Here is a 15,091-nt window from a genome sequence, read left to right as displayed (position 1 = left end):
TCGGGTGGGGCGCAATTCTAAGGAGACGCATTAATGTCAGCTCAACTCGACCAGTTGACGGCGCAAGCCGCCAATGACCCGGACACGCTCGAAACCCAGGAATGGCTGGACGCGCTGGAAGCCGTGATCGAACACGAAGGCACCGACCGCGCCCACTACCTGATGGAGCGCATGGTCGACCTGGCACGCCGCCGCGGTGCCCATATCCCGTTCTCGAGCAACACGGCCTATGTCAACACGATCCCGGCCCACCTGAACGTGAACTGCCCGGGCAACCTGGAATACGAAGAGCGCCTGCGCTCGTGGATGCGCTGGAACGCGATGGCGATGGTGGTCAAGGCCAACCGCGCCGACGGCGACCTGGGCGGCCACATCTCCTCGTTCGCCTCGCTGGCGAACATGCTGGGGATCGGCTTCAACCACTTCTGGCACGCCCCGACCGAAGACCACGGCGGCGACCTGCTGTACATCCAGGGCCACTCGTCCCCAGGCATCTATGCGCGTGCTTTCCTGGAAGGCCGCATCACCGAAGAGCAGCTGCTGAACTTCCGTCGCGAAGTCGACGGCAAGGGCCTGTCTTCGTATCCGCACCCGAAACTGATGCCGGACTTCTGGCAGTTCCCGACCGTGTCGATGGGCCTGGGCCCGCTGATGGCGATCTACCAGGCGCGCTTCCTGAAATACCTGCACGCACGCGGCATCGCCGATACCGAGAACCGCAAGGTCTGGGTCTTCTGCGGCGACGGCGAGATGGACGAGCCGGAATCGATGGGCGCGATCGGCATGGCCGCGCGCGAGCGCCTGGACAACCTGGTCATGGTCGTCAACTGCAACCTGCAGCGCCTGGACGGCCCGGTGCGCGGCAACGGCAAGATCATCCAGGAACTCGAAGCCGACTTCCGCGGCGCGGGCTGGAACGTGGTCAAGGTCATCTGGGGCTCGCAGTGGGATCCGCTGCTGGCCAAGGACAAGGACGGCATCCTGCAGCGCGTCATGATGGAATCGGTCGACGGCGAGTACCAGAACTACAAGGCCAAGGACGGCGCCTACGTGCGCAAGCATTTCTTCGGCAAGCACCCGGAGCTGCTCAAGATGGTCGCCAACATGAGCGACGACGACATCTGGCGCCTGACCCGCGGCGGCCACGACCCGCACAAGATCTATGCCGCGTTCAAGAACGCGCAGGAGAACAAGGGTTCGCCGACCGTGCTGCTGGTGAAGACGGTCAAGGGCTTCGGCATGGGCAAGTCGGGCGAGGCGCGCAACACCGCCCACCAGACCAAGAAGCTGGACGACGCCGCGATCCGCGAGATGCGCGACCGCTTCAACATCCCTATCCCGGACGACAAGCTGGCCGAGATCCCGTTCTTCAAGCCGTCCGACGACGCGCCTGAAATGCAGTACCTGCACGAGCGCCGCAAGGCCCTCGGCGGTTACCTGCCGCAGCGCCGCTCCAAGGCCGACGAACAGCTGGTGGTGCCGGCCCTGGAAACCTTCAAGGCCGTGCTGGACCCGACCCCGGAAGGCCGCGAGATCTCCTCGACCCAGGCTTACGTGCGCGTGATCACCAGCCTGCTGAAAGACCCGAGCATCGGCCAGCGCATCGTGCCGATCCTGGTCGATGAGTCGCGTACCTTCGGCATGGAAGGCCTGTTCCGCCAGATCGGCATCTTCAACCAGCAGGGCCAGCTCTACGAGCCGGTCGACCGCGACCAGGTGATGTACTACCGCGAAGACAAGGCCGGCCAGATCCTGCAAGAGGGTATCAACGAAGCGGGCGGCATGAGCTCGTGGATCGCCGCGGCGACCTCGTACTCGTCGAACAACCGCCAGATGATTCCGTTCTACACCTTCTACTCGATGTTCGGCATGCAGCGCGTCGGCGACCTGGTGTGGCTGGCGGGCGATATCCGCGCACGCGGCTTCCTGATGGGCGGCACCGCCGGCCGCACGACCCTGAACGGCGAAGGCCTGCAGCACGAAGATGGCCACAGCCACATCATCGCTGCGACCGTCCCGAACTGCCTGCCTTACGACCCGACCTTCGGGCACGAAGTGGCGGTGATCATCCAGGACGGCCTGCGCCGCATGGTGACGGAACAGGAAGACGTGTTCTACTACATCACCATCATGAACGAGAACTACGCGCATCCGGGCCTGAAAGCGGGCCAGGAAGCGGGCATCCTCAAGGGCATGTACCTGCTGCAGGAAGGCGCGGCCATTGCAGACGACCAGCCGGCACCGCGCGTGCAGCTGGTCGGCTGCGGCACTATCCTGCGCGAGTCGATCTTCGCCGCCGAACTGCTCAAGAACGACTGGGGCGTCGATGCGGACGTGTGGTCGGCGCCTTCCTTGACGCTGCTGGCACGTGACGGCCAGGACTGCGAGCGCTGGAACATGGTCAACCCGGATGCCGAACAGCGCCTGCCTTACGTGACCTCGCTGCTGCAGAACACTACCGGCCCGATCATCGCGACCACCGACTACATGCGCATGTTCGCCGAGCAGATCCGCGCCTTCATGCCGCAGGGCCGCACCTACAAGGTGCTGGGCACCGACGGCTTCGGCCGCTCGGATTCGCGCGTCAAGCTGCGCGAGTTCTTCGAGGTGAACCGCTACTACGTGACCGTGGCGGCACTGCGCTCACTGGCCGACGAAGGCAGGATCGAACGTTCGGTCGTGTCGCAGGCGATTGCCAAGTACGGTATCGATCAGAACAAGCCGAATCCTGTGACCCAGTAAATGCTTCTGGTTCCGTCGTTTCCGCCACTGGCGGAAACAACTCCCGGCGCAGGGCCAGGCGCCCCGCCGGGACCCAAGTTTGCGTGCGTGGTCTGCTGCGTAAATTGGGTTCCCGCCTGCGCGGGAACGACGGGCTTAGGCTAACTCAAATAAAAACGGAGCTAACACTATGAGCATTGTGGAAGTCAAAGTCCCGGACATCGGCGACTTCAAGGAAGTGGAAGTCATCGAACTGATGGTCAAGCCAGGCGACACGATCAAGGTCGACCAGTCGCTGGTCACGGTCGAGTCGGACAAGGCGAGCATGGAAATCCCATCGAGCCACGCCGGCGTCGTGAAAGAAATCAAGATCAAGGTCGGCGACAAGGTTGCCGAAGGTTCGCTGGTGCTGCTGCTGGAAGAAGCGGGTGGCGCTGCCGCGCCGGCGCCTGCAGCCGCTGCTGCACCGGCACCGGCCGCTGAAGCCGCACCTGCGGCCGCGCCGGCTGCTGCCCCTGCAGCTTCGGGCGGCATCGTCGAAGTTACCGTGCCGGACATCGGCGACTTCAAGGAAGTCGAAGTCATCGAAATGATGGTCAAGCCGGGCGACACGATCAAGGTCGACCAGTCGCTGATGACGGTCGAATCGGACAAGGCGAGCATGGAGATCCCGTCCAGCCACGCCGGCGTCGTCAAGGAAGTGAAGGTCAAGGTCGGCGACAAGGTCGCCAAGGGCTCGCTGGTGCTGCTGGTGGAAGCTACTGGCGGCGCACCTGCTGCTGCTCCTGCTGCTGCGTCGGCACCTGCGGCCGCTGCAGCCCCGGCTCCGGCCGCTGCACCTGCTGCCTCGGCTCCGGCCGCCGCAGCACCGGCGCCAGGCGCCACCGGCTCGAAGGCCCACGCCTCGCCGTCGATTCGCAAGTTCGCCCGCGAACTGGGCGTCGACCTGGCGCGCGTGCCGGGCACCGGCCCGAAGAGCCGTATTACCCAGCTCGACGTGCAGAACTTCGTCAAGGGCGTGATGGCTGCACCCGCGGCGGCGCCAGGCAAAGCGGGCGGTTCCGGCGTGGGTCTGGACCTGCTGCCATGGCCGTCGCTGGACTTCTCGAAGTTCGGCCCGACCGAACTGCTGCCGCTGTCGCGCATCAAGAAGATCTCCGGCCCGAACCTGCACCGCAACTGGGTCATGATCCCGCACGTGACGCAGTTCGACGAAGCCGACGTCACCGACCTGGAACAGTTCCGCGTCGATTCGAACGCCGCGCTGGCCAAGCAGAAGTCCGCCGTCAAGCTGACCATGCTGGCCTTCGTGATCAAGGCATCGGTCGCCGCACTGAAGAAGTTCCCGCAATTTAACGCGTCGCTCAGCGAAGACGGCGCGAACCTGATCCTGAAGCAGTACTACAACATCGGCTTCGCCGCCGACACCCCGAACGGCCTGGTGGTCCCGGTCGTGAAGGATGCCGACAAGAAGACGGTATCGCAGATCGCGACCGAAATGGGCGAGCTCTCCGCGCAGGCACGCGACGGCAAGCTGCCGCCGACCGCGATGCAGGGCGCGACCTTCACCATTTCGTCGCTGGGCGGCATTGGCGGTACGGCCTTCACGCCGATCATCAATGCACCGGAACTGGCGATCCTGGGGCTGTCCAAATCGGCCATGAAGCCGGTGTGGGATGGTTCCGCCTTCCAGCCGCGCCTGATGCTGCCGCTGTCGCTGTCCTACGATCACCGCGTGATCGACGGCGCCGGCGCTGCGCGCTTCGCAGCCTACCTGGCGGAGGTGCTGGCCGACCTGCGCAAGACCCTTCTGTAAGGAGCGCCGAGTATGAGCACTGTTGAAGTAAAGGTCCCGAATATCGGCGACTTCAAGGACGTCGAAGTGATCGAGCTGCTGGTCAAGCCGGGCGACACCATCAAGGTCGACCAGTCCTTGATCACTGTCGAATCGGACAAGGCCAGCATGGAGATCCCGTCGACGCACGCAGGCGTGATCAAGGGCATCACCGTCAAGGTGGGCGACAAGGTGAACGAAGGCACGATGCTGCTGACGCTGGAGGAATCGGCGAACGCCGATTCCGGCGCCGCACCTGCCGCTGCACCTGCCGCAGAAGCCAAGCCTGCGGCGCAGGCGGCCGCACCGACCGCCGCGTCGAAGCCGACCGATTCCTACGCACCGGCCCATCCGGCGCCGGCAGCCAGTGTCGCGTCGGCCCCGGCCCCGGGCGCCGCCAGCTACAGCGGCCAGGTCGACATCGAATGCGAACTGATGGTGCTGGGCGCAGGTCCCGGCGGCTATTCGGCTGCCTTCCGCGCGGCCGACCTGGGCATGAATGTGGTGCTGGTCGAGAAGTACGCGACGCTCGGCGGCGTGTGCCTGAACGTGGGCTGCATCCCGTCCAAGGCGCTGCTGCACGTGGCCCACATCATGGACGAGACCGCGCACATGGCCGACCTCGGGGTGAGCTTTGCCAGGCCCGACGTCGACATCGACAAGCTGCGCGCCTATAAAGATGGCGTCATCAAGAAGATGACCGGCGGCCTGAATTTCATGGCCAAGGCGCGCAAGGTCAACGTGGTGCAGGGCGTGGGCCAGTTCCTCAGCCCGAACCACGTCGAAGTCACCAGCGCCGACGGTTCCAAGAAAGTCGTCAAGTTCGCCAAGGCGATCATCGCTGCCGGTTCCGCCGTGGTGAAGCTGCCCTTCGTGCCGGAAGACCCGCGCATCGTGGATTCGACCGGCGCGCTGGAACTGCGCCAGGTGCCGAAGCGCATGCTGGTCATCGGCGGCGGCATCATCGGCCTGGAAATGGCAACTGTCTACTCGACTCTGGGTGCGCGCATCGACGTGGTCGAGATGATGGATGGCCTGATGCAGGGCGCGGACCGCGAGGCCGTCAAGGTCTGGCAGAAGTTCAACGCCCACCGCTTCGACAACATCATGTTGAAGACCAAGACCGTCGGCGTGGAAGCGCTGCCGGAAGGGATCAAGGTCACGTTTGAAGCCGCCGAAGCCGGCGCCACCGCACCGGAACCGCAGGTCTATGACCTGGTGCTGGTGGCCGTCGGCCGCAGCCCGAACGGCAAGAACATCGCCGCCGAAAAGGCCGGCGTCGTGGTGAGCGACCGCGGCTTCATCGGCGTGGACGGCCAGATGCGCACCAATGTGCCCCACATCTTCGCCATCGGCGACCTCGTGGGCCAGCCGATGCTGGCGCACAAGGCGGTGCACGAAGCGCACGTGGCGGCGGAAGCGGCGCACGGCGCCAAGGCCTATTTCGACGCCAAGGTGATCCCGTCGGTGGCCTATACCGATCCGGAAGTGGCATGGGTCGGCCTGACCGAGGACGAAGCCAAGCAGAAGGGCATCCAGGTTGAGAAGGGCCACTTCCCGTGGAACGCCAGCGGGCGCGCGGTGGCCAACGGCCGCGACGAAGGCTTCACCAAGCTGCTGTTCGATGCCGAGACCAAGCGCATCATCGGCGGGACGATCGTCGGCACCAATGCCGGCGACATGATCGGCGAAGTGGCACTGGCCATCGAGATGGGCGCGGATGGGGTGGATATTGGTAAAACCATCCACCCGCACCCGACGCTGGGTGAATCGATCGGCATGGCGGCGGAGGCGTACAAGGGCGTCTGTACGGATTTGCCGCCGGTGAAGAAAAAGTGATCGCCTTGTCGGCGATGTAGCAGAAACGGGACCCTTGGGGTCCCGTTTTTTTTCGCTATTGGCTGCGGTGTGAACTTGGGCGGGAACGACGGTTGTTGAGCTGACTGTGAAAAGTTGAGGCAATCACGTACTTAAGCACGTCGTTGCGCGAGGCGGGAACCCAATTTTGGTGAACAGCCACTTCATCTGAAATAGCAGGAAGTAACTGCCACCATTCCCCTCACTTCGCAATCAACACCAGCGTCCCCCGCCCACATAACCCATAACTGAAGTTCTCCCCACCCACCAGATCCTCCGCCCCCGGCGCCCTGACCTGCGACGCCCCTTCAGCCCAGGTACAGGTATCGGTCACCCGATACCAGGTCTTGCCCGCACCCGGCCATGGCAGGGTGAAGTTGACCTGCGCGCTCCAGGCATTGTGGGCGACATAGATCGCGGACGCCGTGTCGCCGAGTTCCGAGCCATCGATGCGCCAGGCGATCGCGTGGTTCGCGGCATCGTTGAAATAGGCCGCGTCGGCCACCCCGCCGTCCGGCTTGAACCAGCGCAGCTGCTCCATCACGTTGCCGTTGTTGTCCACGCTGGAGTAGAAGTTGGCCGGACGCAGCGCCGGATGCGCCTTGCGGAAGGCCATCATCGCTGTCGAGAATGCCTGGAAGTTGTTCTGGTCCGTGGTGCGGGTCCAGCCCAGCCAGTTCGGCGAGGAATCCAGGTTGTACGGGTTGTTATTGCAGTTCAGGCTGCGCAATGCCTCATCGCCGCCAACGATCATTGGCACGCCCGCCGACAGCATCATCAGCGCCATGCCGTTGCGCGCTGCTTTGCGCTGGTCTGCCGCGATGCCGCCCTGGTCCCAGCTGTTGTTGTTATCTTCGCCGCCGTCGCTCGGGCCCCATGGCCAGGCCTGGTTGTTGTTCTTGCTGTTGCAGCTGTATAGGTCTTTGAGCGTGAAGCCGTCGTGGGCGGTGATGAAATTCACCGAGTGCCAGGGCTTGCGGCCATCGTCGCCGTACAGGTCGCTCGAGCCGGCGAAGCGGCTGGCCATCTGCCCGGTCGTGATCGCCACACTGCCCAGCTTGTTCTGCGCCTGGCGCACAACGTCACGGTAACCGCCATTCCACTCGGCCCAGCCGCTCGGGAAACCGCCGACCTGGTAGGAGTTGCCGCCAATCGCCCAGGGCTCGGCGATCAGGTCCACACCGGTGCCGCCCAGGGCAGGCCGAGGCGGCAGTTCCGCCACGATGCGGTTCAGCGCGTTGCCGGCGTCCATCTTGTCGAAATTGAAGCAACCGTGCTGGCAGGTATTGCCGAGCACCGAGGCAAGGTCGAAGCGGTAGCCGTCCACGCCCAGCTTGTCGCGCCAGTAGGCGAGCGAATCGACGATCAGGTTTTGCGCGATGGTATTGCGGGTGTTGTAGTTGCCGCCGACGCCGGTGTTGTCCCAGGAATTCTGCATGTCCGAGGTCAGGCTGTAATACGTCGGGTTGTCCAGCCCGCGGAAGCTGGTGATGTTGTAGGTCGTCTTGTCGGTTGGGCTCCAGGCGCCGCCTTCGCCGGTGTGGTTGTAGACCACGTCGACCAGCACCTTGATGCCATTATCGTGGAAGGCCTTGACCATCTCCTTGAACTCGCGCGTAGGGCCGCCCGGCGTCTTGTCGTAGGCATAGCGGCGATCCGGGGCGAAATAGTTCAGGGTCATGTAGCCCCAATAATTGTCGCCGCTGTTGCTGTTGGGGTCGTTGTCGTTGGTGTCGTTCTGGGTTTCCTGCACCGGCAGGAATTCGATGGCGGTCACGCCCAGGCTGGCCAGCCAGGCCGCTTTCAGTCCCGCGCCCTTGTAGGTGCCGCGGTAGGCGGCGCTGATGCCGGTGTCGTTCATCGTCAGCCCGCGTACGTGCGCCTCGTAGACGACGTCATCTTTCAGCGCGCGCGTCGGCTTGGTGCCGAAGGACTGCGTGTCGCCTGCCAGCACGATGCCCTTCGGCGCCGAGGTGCCGCTGTCGATGTTGCGGTAGGTGGCGCCGCTGGCATAGATGGTGCCGTTGGTCATCGTGGCCGTCGTCGGATCGTGGCTCAACTCGAGCGCATAGGGATCGGACAGCAGCTTGTTCGGATTGAAGCGGTTGCCGGCGGCGTCGACGTCGCTGACGAAGCCTGCGCTTGAGCCCTTGGTCCAGCTGGCGCTGTAGGGCCAGTTCGGGCCCCAGGCCCGGTAGCCGTAGTACAGGGTCCCGGTCAGGCCTTGGGCGCTGAGGGTCGAGGTAGGGATCGTCACGCTCCACGTACCGCTGGAATTGACCAGCGTGTAGCGTGCCTTTTCGGCGGCGCCGGTGGCGGTGCTGTACAGGTACAGTTCGATGCGGGTGGCCTTGCTTGAATAGACCTTGAAGGTCACGTTGGCCTTGGTCGCGTCGTAGGATGCGCCGAGCTTGGTCGGGTTGATGGCGGCCCAGGCGGGCGCGCCGAGCAGGGCGCCCGCAATGCACGCGGCCAGCATTCGTTGATGCAGTTTCATTGTCGTCTCCGATGTTTATCTGTTTTATATGCTGGTGGCCCAGGGCAGGGAGCGGCGCTCTGGCCGTTTCTCTCAACCGTGTCCTTGCAGCTTTCTATGTACTTTCCCTACCTCGTTTGGGTAGCTCGTCCATACACCCGGGTGACGCTACTCCTGCCGCATACCGAAGTCAACCGTATTTCCGTAGTTTTATTACTGCTGTGGATGTCAATCGTGACAAGCGCCTGCCTCGGTATTGACAGGCTATGATGAATGCGTGCGGCGGCAAGCCCACTTGTCGCCAGTCGTGTAATGCCACAGGAGACTGCTATGTACGAACACGGCAATGAATACGTCGGGACAGTCTTTGTCCTCCCCGAATCCCGGACCTTCGAACTCCGCACCTCGGTGCATGGCGAGCCGTCGGTCGTGCACGGCACCATCTCCCAGCAACTGGCGGCCCGCTTCGGCGAGGGCACGGCCGATTTCATCGATCCGCGCCAGGTGGCGCTGCAGCAGCGCCGGGTCGAGGTGATGACGCGCGAGATCCACGAACGCCACCGCGCGCCGCGCAAGGTGTTTTGCCTGACCCGGCTGTTCGATTTCGAGACCCAGTCCGCTACCCGCCCCGCTCCGGGAGTAGTTGGTTGAGACGACCGCTGGAACGAAAGAATGCCGCCCGGCTTGCGCGGGGCGGCATGGATGTGGATTCGGTTTGCTTATGTAAACGCGATAAACCGTTGCGGGATTTCAATCGAACCATTCTGTGCTGCAGCTGCGTATGAACGCATCTCGGCAAGGACTGCTTCCAGCTGTTCCATACCGGGATTCTCCATGAATCCTTTCATGCGTTCTTGCAGGGAAGCCTGCTGGTCACGCCATTCGTATCTGGACGCCTTGCTCATGCTGCCTCCTCGCGGCCGCTCGCCGCTGTCGTTTTATTGTTCATGACATCCTCCTGTAAAGGAGGTCAGATTGTCACAAATTCATGCCCCAAGTCGGTGCGATGACGCACAGACCCCCGTTAAAGAATGCTGCGGTAAAACAGTTCTAGACGCTCAGCAAGCAGGCGGCGTGCTTCCTCGCGCTCCGGTTTCCGGTCGGGGAAGAGGAAGCGGATCACCGGGTCGCCATTGATGCAGGCGATCAGGTGCGAGGGCAGCAGGGCCAGAGGCACCTCGGCGTGCAGCTGCGCACGGATGTCCGGGCGGGCAAAATAACGATCGAGCATCTCGCGGGTCATGCGCGGGCCAGCCTCGTAGAAGGCTTCGGCCAGTTCCGGATTAGTGCCGGACTCGGCCATCACCACCCGCTGCAGGGCTACCGCGTCGGGCTCGCACAGCATGTCGTAAAAATGGCCGGCGAACTCGCCGATGACTTCGCGCAGGGGCCGCTCGTCGTTGTCCATGCCGCCGATCGCGAAAAACCGTTCGCGGCGCGCGTGCAGGACGGCCTTGAGCAGCCCGGCCTTGCCGCCGAACTTCACGTAGATGGTGCGCACCGCCACATGCGCCTCGCGCGCAATGGTTTCCAGGCTGGTGCCGGTATAGCCGTGTTTCAGGAACAGCCCGGCCGCCACGTCGATCAATTCCTGGGTGCGCGCTTCCACCTCGGATGCCTTGGGGCGGCCGGCGGCCTTGGGAGGCTGGGTAGTCTCTGGCGTCGATTTGCTCATGCATCCACTCTACGCAAATCAAGAATGAAACGCAACCGTTTCATTTCTTGACTTCATGGGTTTCTTGGCAAATAATGCGATGAGTCCATTTCATTTCGCAAGGTCGTTCCCATGGCAGAATCGCATACCCCGGCGGCGCGGCAGGCCGTCCCGTCCCAGGCGCTTGGTCCGGCAGCCGCGCCGGGCAAGACCCCGCCCAACAAGCGCGTACTCGGCGTGGTGGCGTTGATTGCCCTGGCTGCCATCGGCGCCGGTGGACGCATGTGGTACCGCAGCCACCATTACGTCGAAACCGAAAATGCCTATGTCACCGGCCGTGTGCACCCGGTATCGAGCCGCGTGCCCGGCGTGGTGACGCGCGTGCTGGTGGACGACAACCAGGTGGTCAAGGCCGGCGATGTGATCGCCGAACTCGATCCGGCCGACCAGGCCGTGCGGGTGGAACAGATCGACGCGCAGATCGCCTCGGTCGAGCAGCAGATCGGCCAGGCCGACGCGCAAGTCATGCAGGTGAAGGCGCAGGCTTCTGCCGCTGGCGCCCAGGTGAAGCAGGCCGAGGCCCAGCTGCTGCGCGCGCGCCAGGATGCCGAGCGTTTCGGCCAGCTCTATAACGACACCATGAAGGCGGTGTCGAAGGCGGAAGTGGATGCATCGATCGCCGCGCGCGCCGGCGCCGCCGCCGATGTGGCGGCGCGGCGCGACAACGCCGCCGCCGCACAAGCGCAGATCGCCGCCGCCGGCGCCGGCCGCGAGGTGCTCAAGGCCCAAGTGAAGGTGCTGCAGGCCCAGCTCAAGGATGCGCGCCAGCAGCTGGCCTACAACCGCATCCTGGCGCCGGTCGCCGGGCGCATCGGCAAGCGCAGCGTCGAAGTCGGCGCGCGCGTGCAGCCGGGCCAGCAGCTGCTGGCCGTGGTGGAAGACGAAGTCTGGGTCACCGCCAACTTCAAGGAAACCCAGCTGGGCGGCCTGGAGCCAGGCCAGCAGGTGGCGCTCGAAGTCGATGCGCTGCCGGACGCCCACCTGACGGGCCGCGTGCACAGCTTCTCGCCGGCCTCGGGCAACCAGTTCGCGCTGCTGCCGGCCGATAACGCGACCGGCAACTTCACCAAGATCGTCCAGCGCGTGCCGGTCAAGATCGTGCTCGACCCGGCGGACATGAAGACATACGCCGGCCGCCTGGTGCCCGGCATGTCGGTGGTGGCCGAGGTCGAACTGGGCCAGGCTAGCCAAGCTACCCAGACCGCGGCTGCGCACTAAGGTCAGGTCATGACCAGCCTGACCAAGGATGCCCACGCCGGCGTGATGCCCGGCGCCCCTGCCAACGGCGCCCGTGTCGACGCGCGCACCTGGATCGCGGTCGCCGCCGGCATGCTGGGCGCCTTCATGGCCGTCCTCGACATCCAGATCACCAATTCCTCGCTGCGCGACATCCTCGGCACGCTCAATGCCACGCAGGAAGAGGGCTCGTGGATCTCGACCGCCTACCTGTGCGCCGAGATCGTCGTGATCCCGATGACCGCGCTGTTTACGCGCGCCTTCGGTGTGCGGGTCTACATGATCGGCACCACGTCGTTGTTCCTGGTGTTCTCGACCCTGTGCGGCGCGGCCTGGAACCTCGAGAGCATGATCGTGTTCCGCATGCTGCAGGGCTTTACCGGGGGCGCCCTGATCCCGATGGCGATGACGCTGGTGATGACCCGCCTGCCGGCCTCCAAGCGCGCGGCCGGCATGGCCATCTTCGGCCTGACCGCGACGCTGGCGCCGGCCATGGGCCCGGCCCTGGGCGGCTATCTGTCGGAGCTGTACGGCTGGCCGTCGATCTTCTACATCAACTGGGTGCCGGGCGTGCTGCTCATCGCCGGCATGATCTACGGGCTGAACCCGGAAAAGCCGAACCTGCGCACCCTGCTGAACGCCGATTGGCTCGGCATCAGCCTGATGGCGATGGGCCTGGCCTGCCTGACGATCTTCCTGGAAGAAGGCAATTCGAAAGACTGGTTCGAGTCCTCCTTCATCATCACCTTCGCGTCGCTGTCGCTGGTGGGCATCCTGGGCTGGATCGCCCTGAGCGTAAGCCGCCCGGATCCCTTCGTGAACCTGCGCCTCTACGGCCAGCGCAACTTCCTGGTCGCGACCGTGCTGTCGGCGGTGACCGGCATGGGTTTATATGGGTCGTCGTTCCTGCTGCCGCTCTACCTGGGCCAGATCGCCGGCTACACGCCGATGCAGATCGGCGAAGTGATCGCCTGGGTCGGCCTGCCGCAGCTGCTGGTGATGCCGTTCGCGGCGGCGCTGTCCTCGAAAGTGGACAACCGCATCCTGTGCTCCTTCGGCCTGCTGCTGTTCGGCGGCTCCTGCCTGATGAACGCCTTCATGGACGCCGGCACCGGCTACGACCAGCTGATGATCACGCAGGTCGTGCGCGCGATCGGCCAGCCCTTCGTGATGCTGACCCTGTCGAACTTCGCCATGGCCGGCATCGCCCCCAAGGACATGCCTTCGGCCTCGAGCCTGTTCAACATGACGCGCAACCTCGGCGGCTCGATCGGCATCGCCCTGCTGGCCACGGCCTTGAGCACGCGCGAGCACTTCCACTCGGCGCGCCTGGGCGAGGCGGTGTCGAGCTATGCGCTGCCGACCCAGCAGCGCCTGGAAGGGCTGACCCAGGGCTTCATCGCCGGCGGCATGGACCCGGCCACCGCCGCCAACCAGGCGCTCGCCGTGATCGACCGCATCGTGCGGCGCGAGTCCTATGTGATGGCCTATAACGACGGCTTCTGGATCGTCGGCCTGGTGCTGATCGGCTGCATTGCCGTCATCTGGATGGCCGACAAGGTGAAGTCGCCGGGCGGCGCCGCAGGCGCCCACTAAAGCGCGCACTGATAACGAAACGAGAGAACACATATGGTCAAACAATTTGCATTGGTGACCGCGCTGGCCGCGGCGCTGGCCGGCTGCGCAACCGTCGGTCCGGAATTCACGGAGCCGGTGGCTGCCGCGGCTCCTGCCTTCCGCCACGCCGCGGCGTCCAACGACGCCGTACGCCTGCCGGCGGCCTGGTGGACCGTGTTCGGCGACGCCACCCTCGACAATTTGGAACAACGCGCGCTGCGCGACAACCCGGGCGTGAAGGCCGCCGCGCAGCGCCTGCTGCAAGCGCAGGCCCAGCTGGGCGTGGTGCGCGCAGGCCAGGCGCCGAACGTGGCGCTCGGTGCCGGCGTATCGAACTCGCGCACCTCGTCGGAAACCTCGCAGGGCATCGCCTTGGGCGGGCGTTCGATCGAGGGCAACCACTTCAGCGCCGGCGCTTCGCTCTCGTATGAGCTCGACCTGTGGGGCCGGGTGCGGCGCGTGGTCGAAGCGGCCGATGCGCAGGCGCTGGCGGCGCAGGATGATCGCGATGGCGTGATCCTGCTGCTCTCCGGCCAGGTAGCGGCATCCTACTGGCAGCTGCGCGGGCTGGACGCCGACATGGCGATCCTGCGCGATGCGCTGGCGGCGCGGCGTGAAGCGCAGCAACTGGTGGAAGCGCGTTTCAAGGCCGGGCTGTCGAACGAGCTGGATGTCTCGCGCTCCCGCATCGAACGGGCCAATGCCGAAGCCGACCTGCACGAAGCCCAGCGCCAGCGCAACGCGGTGGAGCATGCACTGGCAACCCTGGTGGGCGCCTCGCCGAGCGCGCCGCTGCTCTCTGGCGGTAACGGCGCCGCGCTGCCGCTGCCCCCGGCGATTCCTGTCGGCCTGCCGGCCAGCCTGCTGAAGCAGCGTCCCGATCTCGCGGCCAGCGTGGCGCAACTGCGGGCCGCCAATGCGCAGGTGGGCGTGGCCGAAGGGGCCTTCTATCCGTCGCTGTCCCTCACGTCGAACTTCGGCTTCGCGTCGGAGCACCTGCGCGACCTGGCCAGCGGCGGCGCGCGCCAGTTCTCGTTCGGGCCGCTGGCCCTGTCGCTGCCCGTGTTCGATGGCGGGCGCAATCGTGCCAACCTGGCGCTGTCGAAAGCGCGCTACGACGAGGCGGTGGCGAACCACGAAACGCGCCTCTTGATCGCGCTGCGCGAAGTGGAAGACGCGCTGTCCGACGTACAGCAGCGCCAGCAGCAGGGCGAGGTGCAGGCGCAATCACAGCAGGCCGCGGCGCGCGCGCTGCTGGTGGCCAAGGCGCGCTACGAGCGTGGCGTGTCGACCTATCTCGACGTCACCGATGCGCAGCGCAATTCGCTGGCGGCGGACCGGGCGGCGGCGCAGATCCGCACCCAGCGCCTGCTGGCGACGGTGGCCGTGGCGCGCGCGCTGGGTGGCGGGTGGGAGCAGGGGCCGGCGCTCGCCACCGTGCGTTGATTTCTCCGCGCATCGGCAAGCCGCGATCTCGTAGCGTGGGCAAGTCCCTTGCCCACGCGTTCAAACCTGGGTGATGCCGCGCGCGCGGCTATTCATACGCTGGTTGAACGCGTGGGCGGCGTACACACCGCCTGACAATCGGCAGTCGGGTGGAGCCGCGCCACCCTACGGGATTCGAGGGCTCAAACAT

Annotated in this window: 10 protein-coding genes; 7 read left to right on the top strand and 3 right to left on the bottom strand. The window is 65.1% G+C overall.

All coding sequences use genetic code 11. The annotated features are described in order from the left end of the window. Positions 1-33 precede the first annotated feature (33 nt). The 3 genes from aceE (at position 34) to lpdA (ending at position 6,394) form a co-directional block, all read left to right on the top strand. The gene (gene aceE / locus AC56K1_RS04595; protein WP_497156670.1) at positions 34-2,742 is read left to right on the top strand and encodes a pyruvate dehydrogenase (acetyl-transferring), homodimeric type; all 2,709 of its coding nucleotides are present in this window, start codon (positions 34-36) and stop codon (positions 2,740-2,742) included. A gap of 169 nt (positions 2,743-2,911) precedes the next feature. Then, on the top strand, positions 2,912-4,537 hold the full coding sequence (aceF, locus tag AC56K1_RS04590) for a dihydrolipoyllysine-residue acetyltransferase (RefSeq protein ID WP_497156669.1): 1,626 nt from the start codon (positions 2,912-2,914) through the stop codon (positions 4,535-4,537). A gap of 12 nt (positions 4,538-4,549) precedes the next feature. Next, the gene (gene lpdA, locus AC56K1_RS04585; protein WP_497156668.1) at positions 4,550-6,394 is read left to right on the top strand and encodes a dihydrolipoyl dehydrogenase; all 1,845 of its coding nucleotides are present in this window, start codon (positions 4,550-4,552) and stop codon (positions 6,392-6,394) included. Positions 6,395-6,614: 220 nt separating this feature from the next. Here the strand turns inward: lpdA and AC56K1_RS04580 are convergent, their stop codons facing one another. Then, complete coding sequence (locus AC56K1_RS04580) at positions 6,615-8,909, bottom strand: alpha-amylase family glycosyl hydrolase (RefSeq protein ID WP_497156667.1); 2,295 nt, start codon at positions 8,907-8,909, stop codon at positions 6,615-6,617. Positions 8,910-9,218: 309 nt separating this feature from the next. On the opposite strand from AC56K1_RS04580, the gene AC56K1_RS04575 reads away from it, so the two are divergent. Beyond that, positions 9,219-9,539 carry a hypothetical protein gene (locus AC56K1_RS04575; protein ID WP_497156666.1) on the top strand — a complete coding sequence of 107 codons (321 nt, stop codon included), beginning with the start codon at positions 9,219-9,221 and terminating at the stop codon, positions 9,537-9,539. Between the two features lie 68 nt (positions 9,540-9,607). On the opposite strand, the gene AC56K1_RS04570 is transcribed toward AC56K1_RS04575, so the two are convergent. Next, positions 9,608-9,793 (bottom strand): hypothetical protein, encoded by a 186-nt coding sequence (locus tag AC56K1_RS04570; protein WP_497156665.1) that lies wholly within the window; start codon positions 9,791-9,793, stop codon positions 9,608-9,610. Positions 9,794-9,912: 119 nt separating this feature from the next. Beyond that, positions 9,913-10,563 carry a TetR/AcrR family transcriptional regulator gene (locus AC56K1_RS04565; RefSeq protein WP_497156664.1) on the bottom strand — a complete coding sequence of 217 codons (651 nt, stop codon included), beginning with the start codon at positions 10,561-10,563 and terminating at the stop codon, positions 9,913-9,915. Between the two features lie 111 nt (positions 10,564-10,674). On the opposite strand from AC56K1_RS04565, the gene AC56K1_RS04560 reads away from it, so the two are divergent. The 3 genes from AC56K1_RS04560 to AC56K1_RS04550 are packed head-to-tail and all read left to right on the top strand — an operon-like array spanning position 10,675 to position 14,901. Beyond that, positions 10,675-11,820: an HlyD family secretion protein gene (locus AC56K1_RS04560; RefSeq protein ID WP_497156663.1), complete on the top strand. Its 1,146-nt coding sequence runs from the start codon at positions 10,675-10,677 to the stop codon at positions 11,818-11,820. 9 nt (positions 11,821-11,829) lie between these two features. Continuing rightward, positions 11,830-13,434 (top strand): DHA2 family efflux MFS transporter permease subunit, encoded by a 1,605-nt coding sequence (locus tag AC56K1_RS04555; protein WP_497156662.1) that lies wholly within the window; start codon positions 11,830-11,832, stop codon positions 13,432-13,434. Positions 13,435-13,467: 33 nt separating this feature from the next. Beyond that, entirely contained in the window at positions 13,468-14,901 is a 1,434-nt protein-coding gene (locus tag AC56K1_RS04550) for an efflux transporter outer membrane subunit (protein WP_497156661.1), read from the top strand. Positions 14,902-15,091 lie beyond the last annotated feature (190 nt).

This window comes from Telluria sp. ZB4P37, from assembly GCF_059685855.1.
The sequence above is the reverse complement of the archived record's forward strand: the minus strand, read 5'-3'. Positions and strand labels throughout refer to the sequence as shown.

Bases quoted from the DNA above. Each gene is read 5' to 3' on its own strand.
- aceE (WP_497156670.1), top strand. From the start codon at position 34: ATGTCAGCTCAACTCGACCAGTTGACGGCGCAAGCCGCCAATGACCCG.
- aceF (WP_497156669.1), top strand. From the start codon at position 2,912: ATGAGCATTGTGGAAGTCAAAGTCCCGGACATCGGCGACTTCAAGGAA.
- lpdA (WP_497156668.1), top strand. From the start codon at position 4,550: ATGAGCACTGTTGAAGTAAAGGTCCCGAATATCGGCGACTTCAAGGAC.
- AC56K1_RS04580 (WP_497156667.1), bottom strand. From the start codon at position 8,909: ATGAAACTGCATCAACGAATGCTGGCCGCGTGCATTGCGGGCGCCCTG.
- AC56K1_RS04575 (WP_497156666.1), top strand. From the start codon at position 9,219: ATGTACGAACACGGCAATGAATACGTCGGGACAGTCTTTGTCCTCCCC.
- AC56K1_RS04570 (WP_497156665.1), bottom strand. From the start codon at position 9,793: ATGAGCAAGGCGTCCAGATACGAATGGCGTGACCAGCAGGCTTCCCTG.
- AC56K1_RS04565 (WP_497156664.1), bottom strand. From the start codon at position 10,563: ATGAGCAAATCGACGCCAGAGACTACCCAGCCTCCCAAGGCCGCCGGC.
- AC56K1_RS04560 (WP_497156663.1), top strand. From the start codon at position 10,675: ATGGCAGAATCGCATACCCCGGCGGCGCGGCAGGCCGTCCCGTCCCAG.
- AC56K1_RS04555 (WP_497156662.1), top strand. From the start codon at position 11,830: ATGACCAGCCTGACCAAGGATGCCCACGCCGGCGTGATGCCCGGCGCC.
- AC56K1_RS04550 (WP_497156661.1), top strand. From the start codon at position 13,468: ATGGTCAAACAATTTGCATTGGTGACCGCGCTGGCCGCGGCGCTGGCC.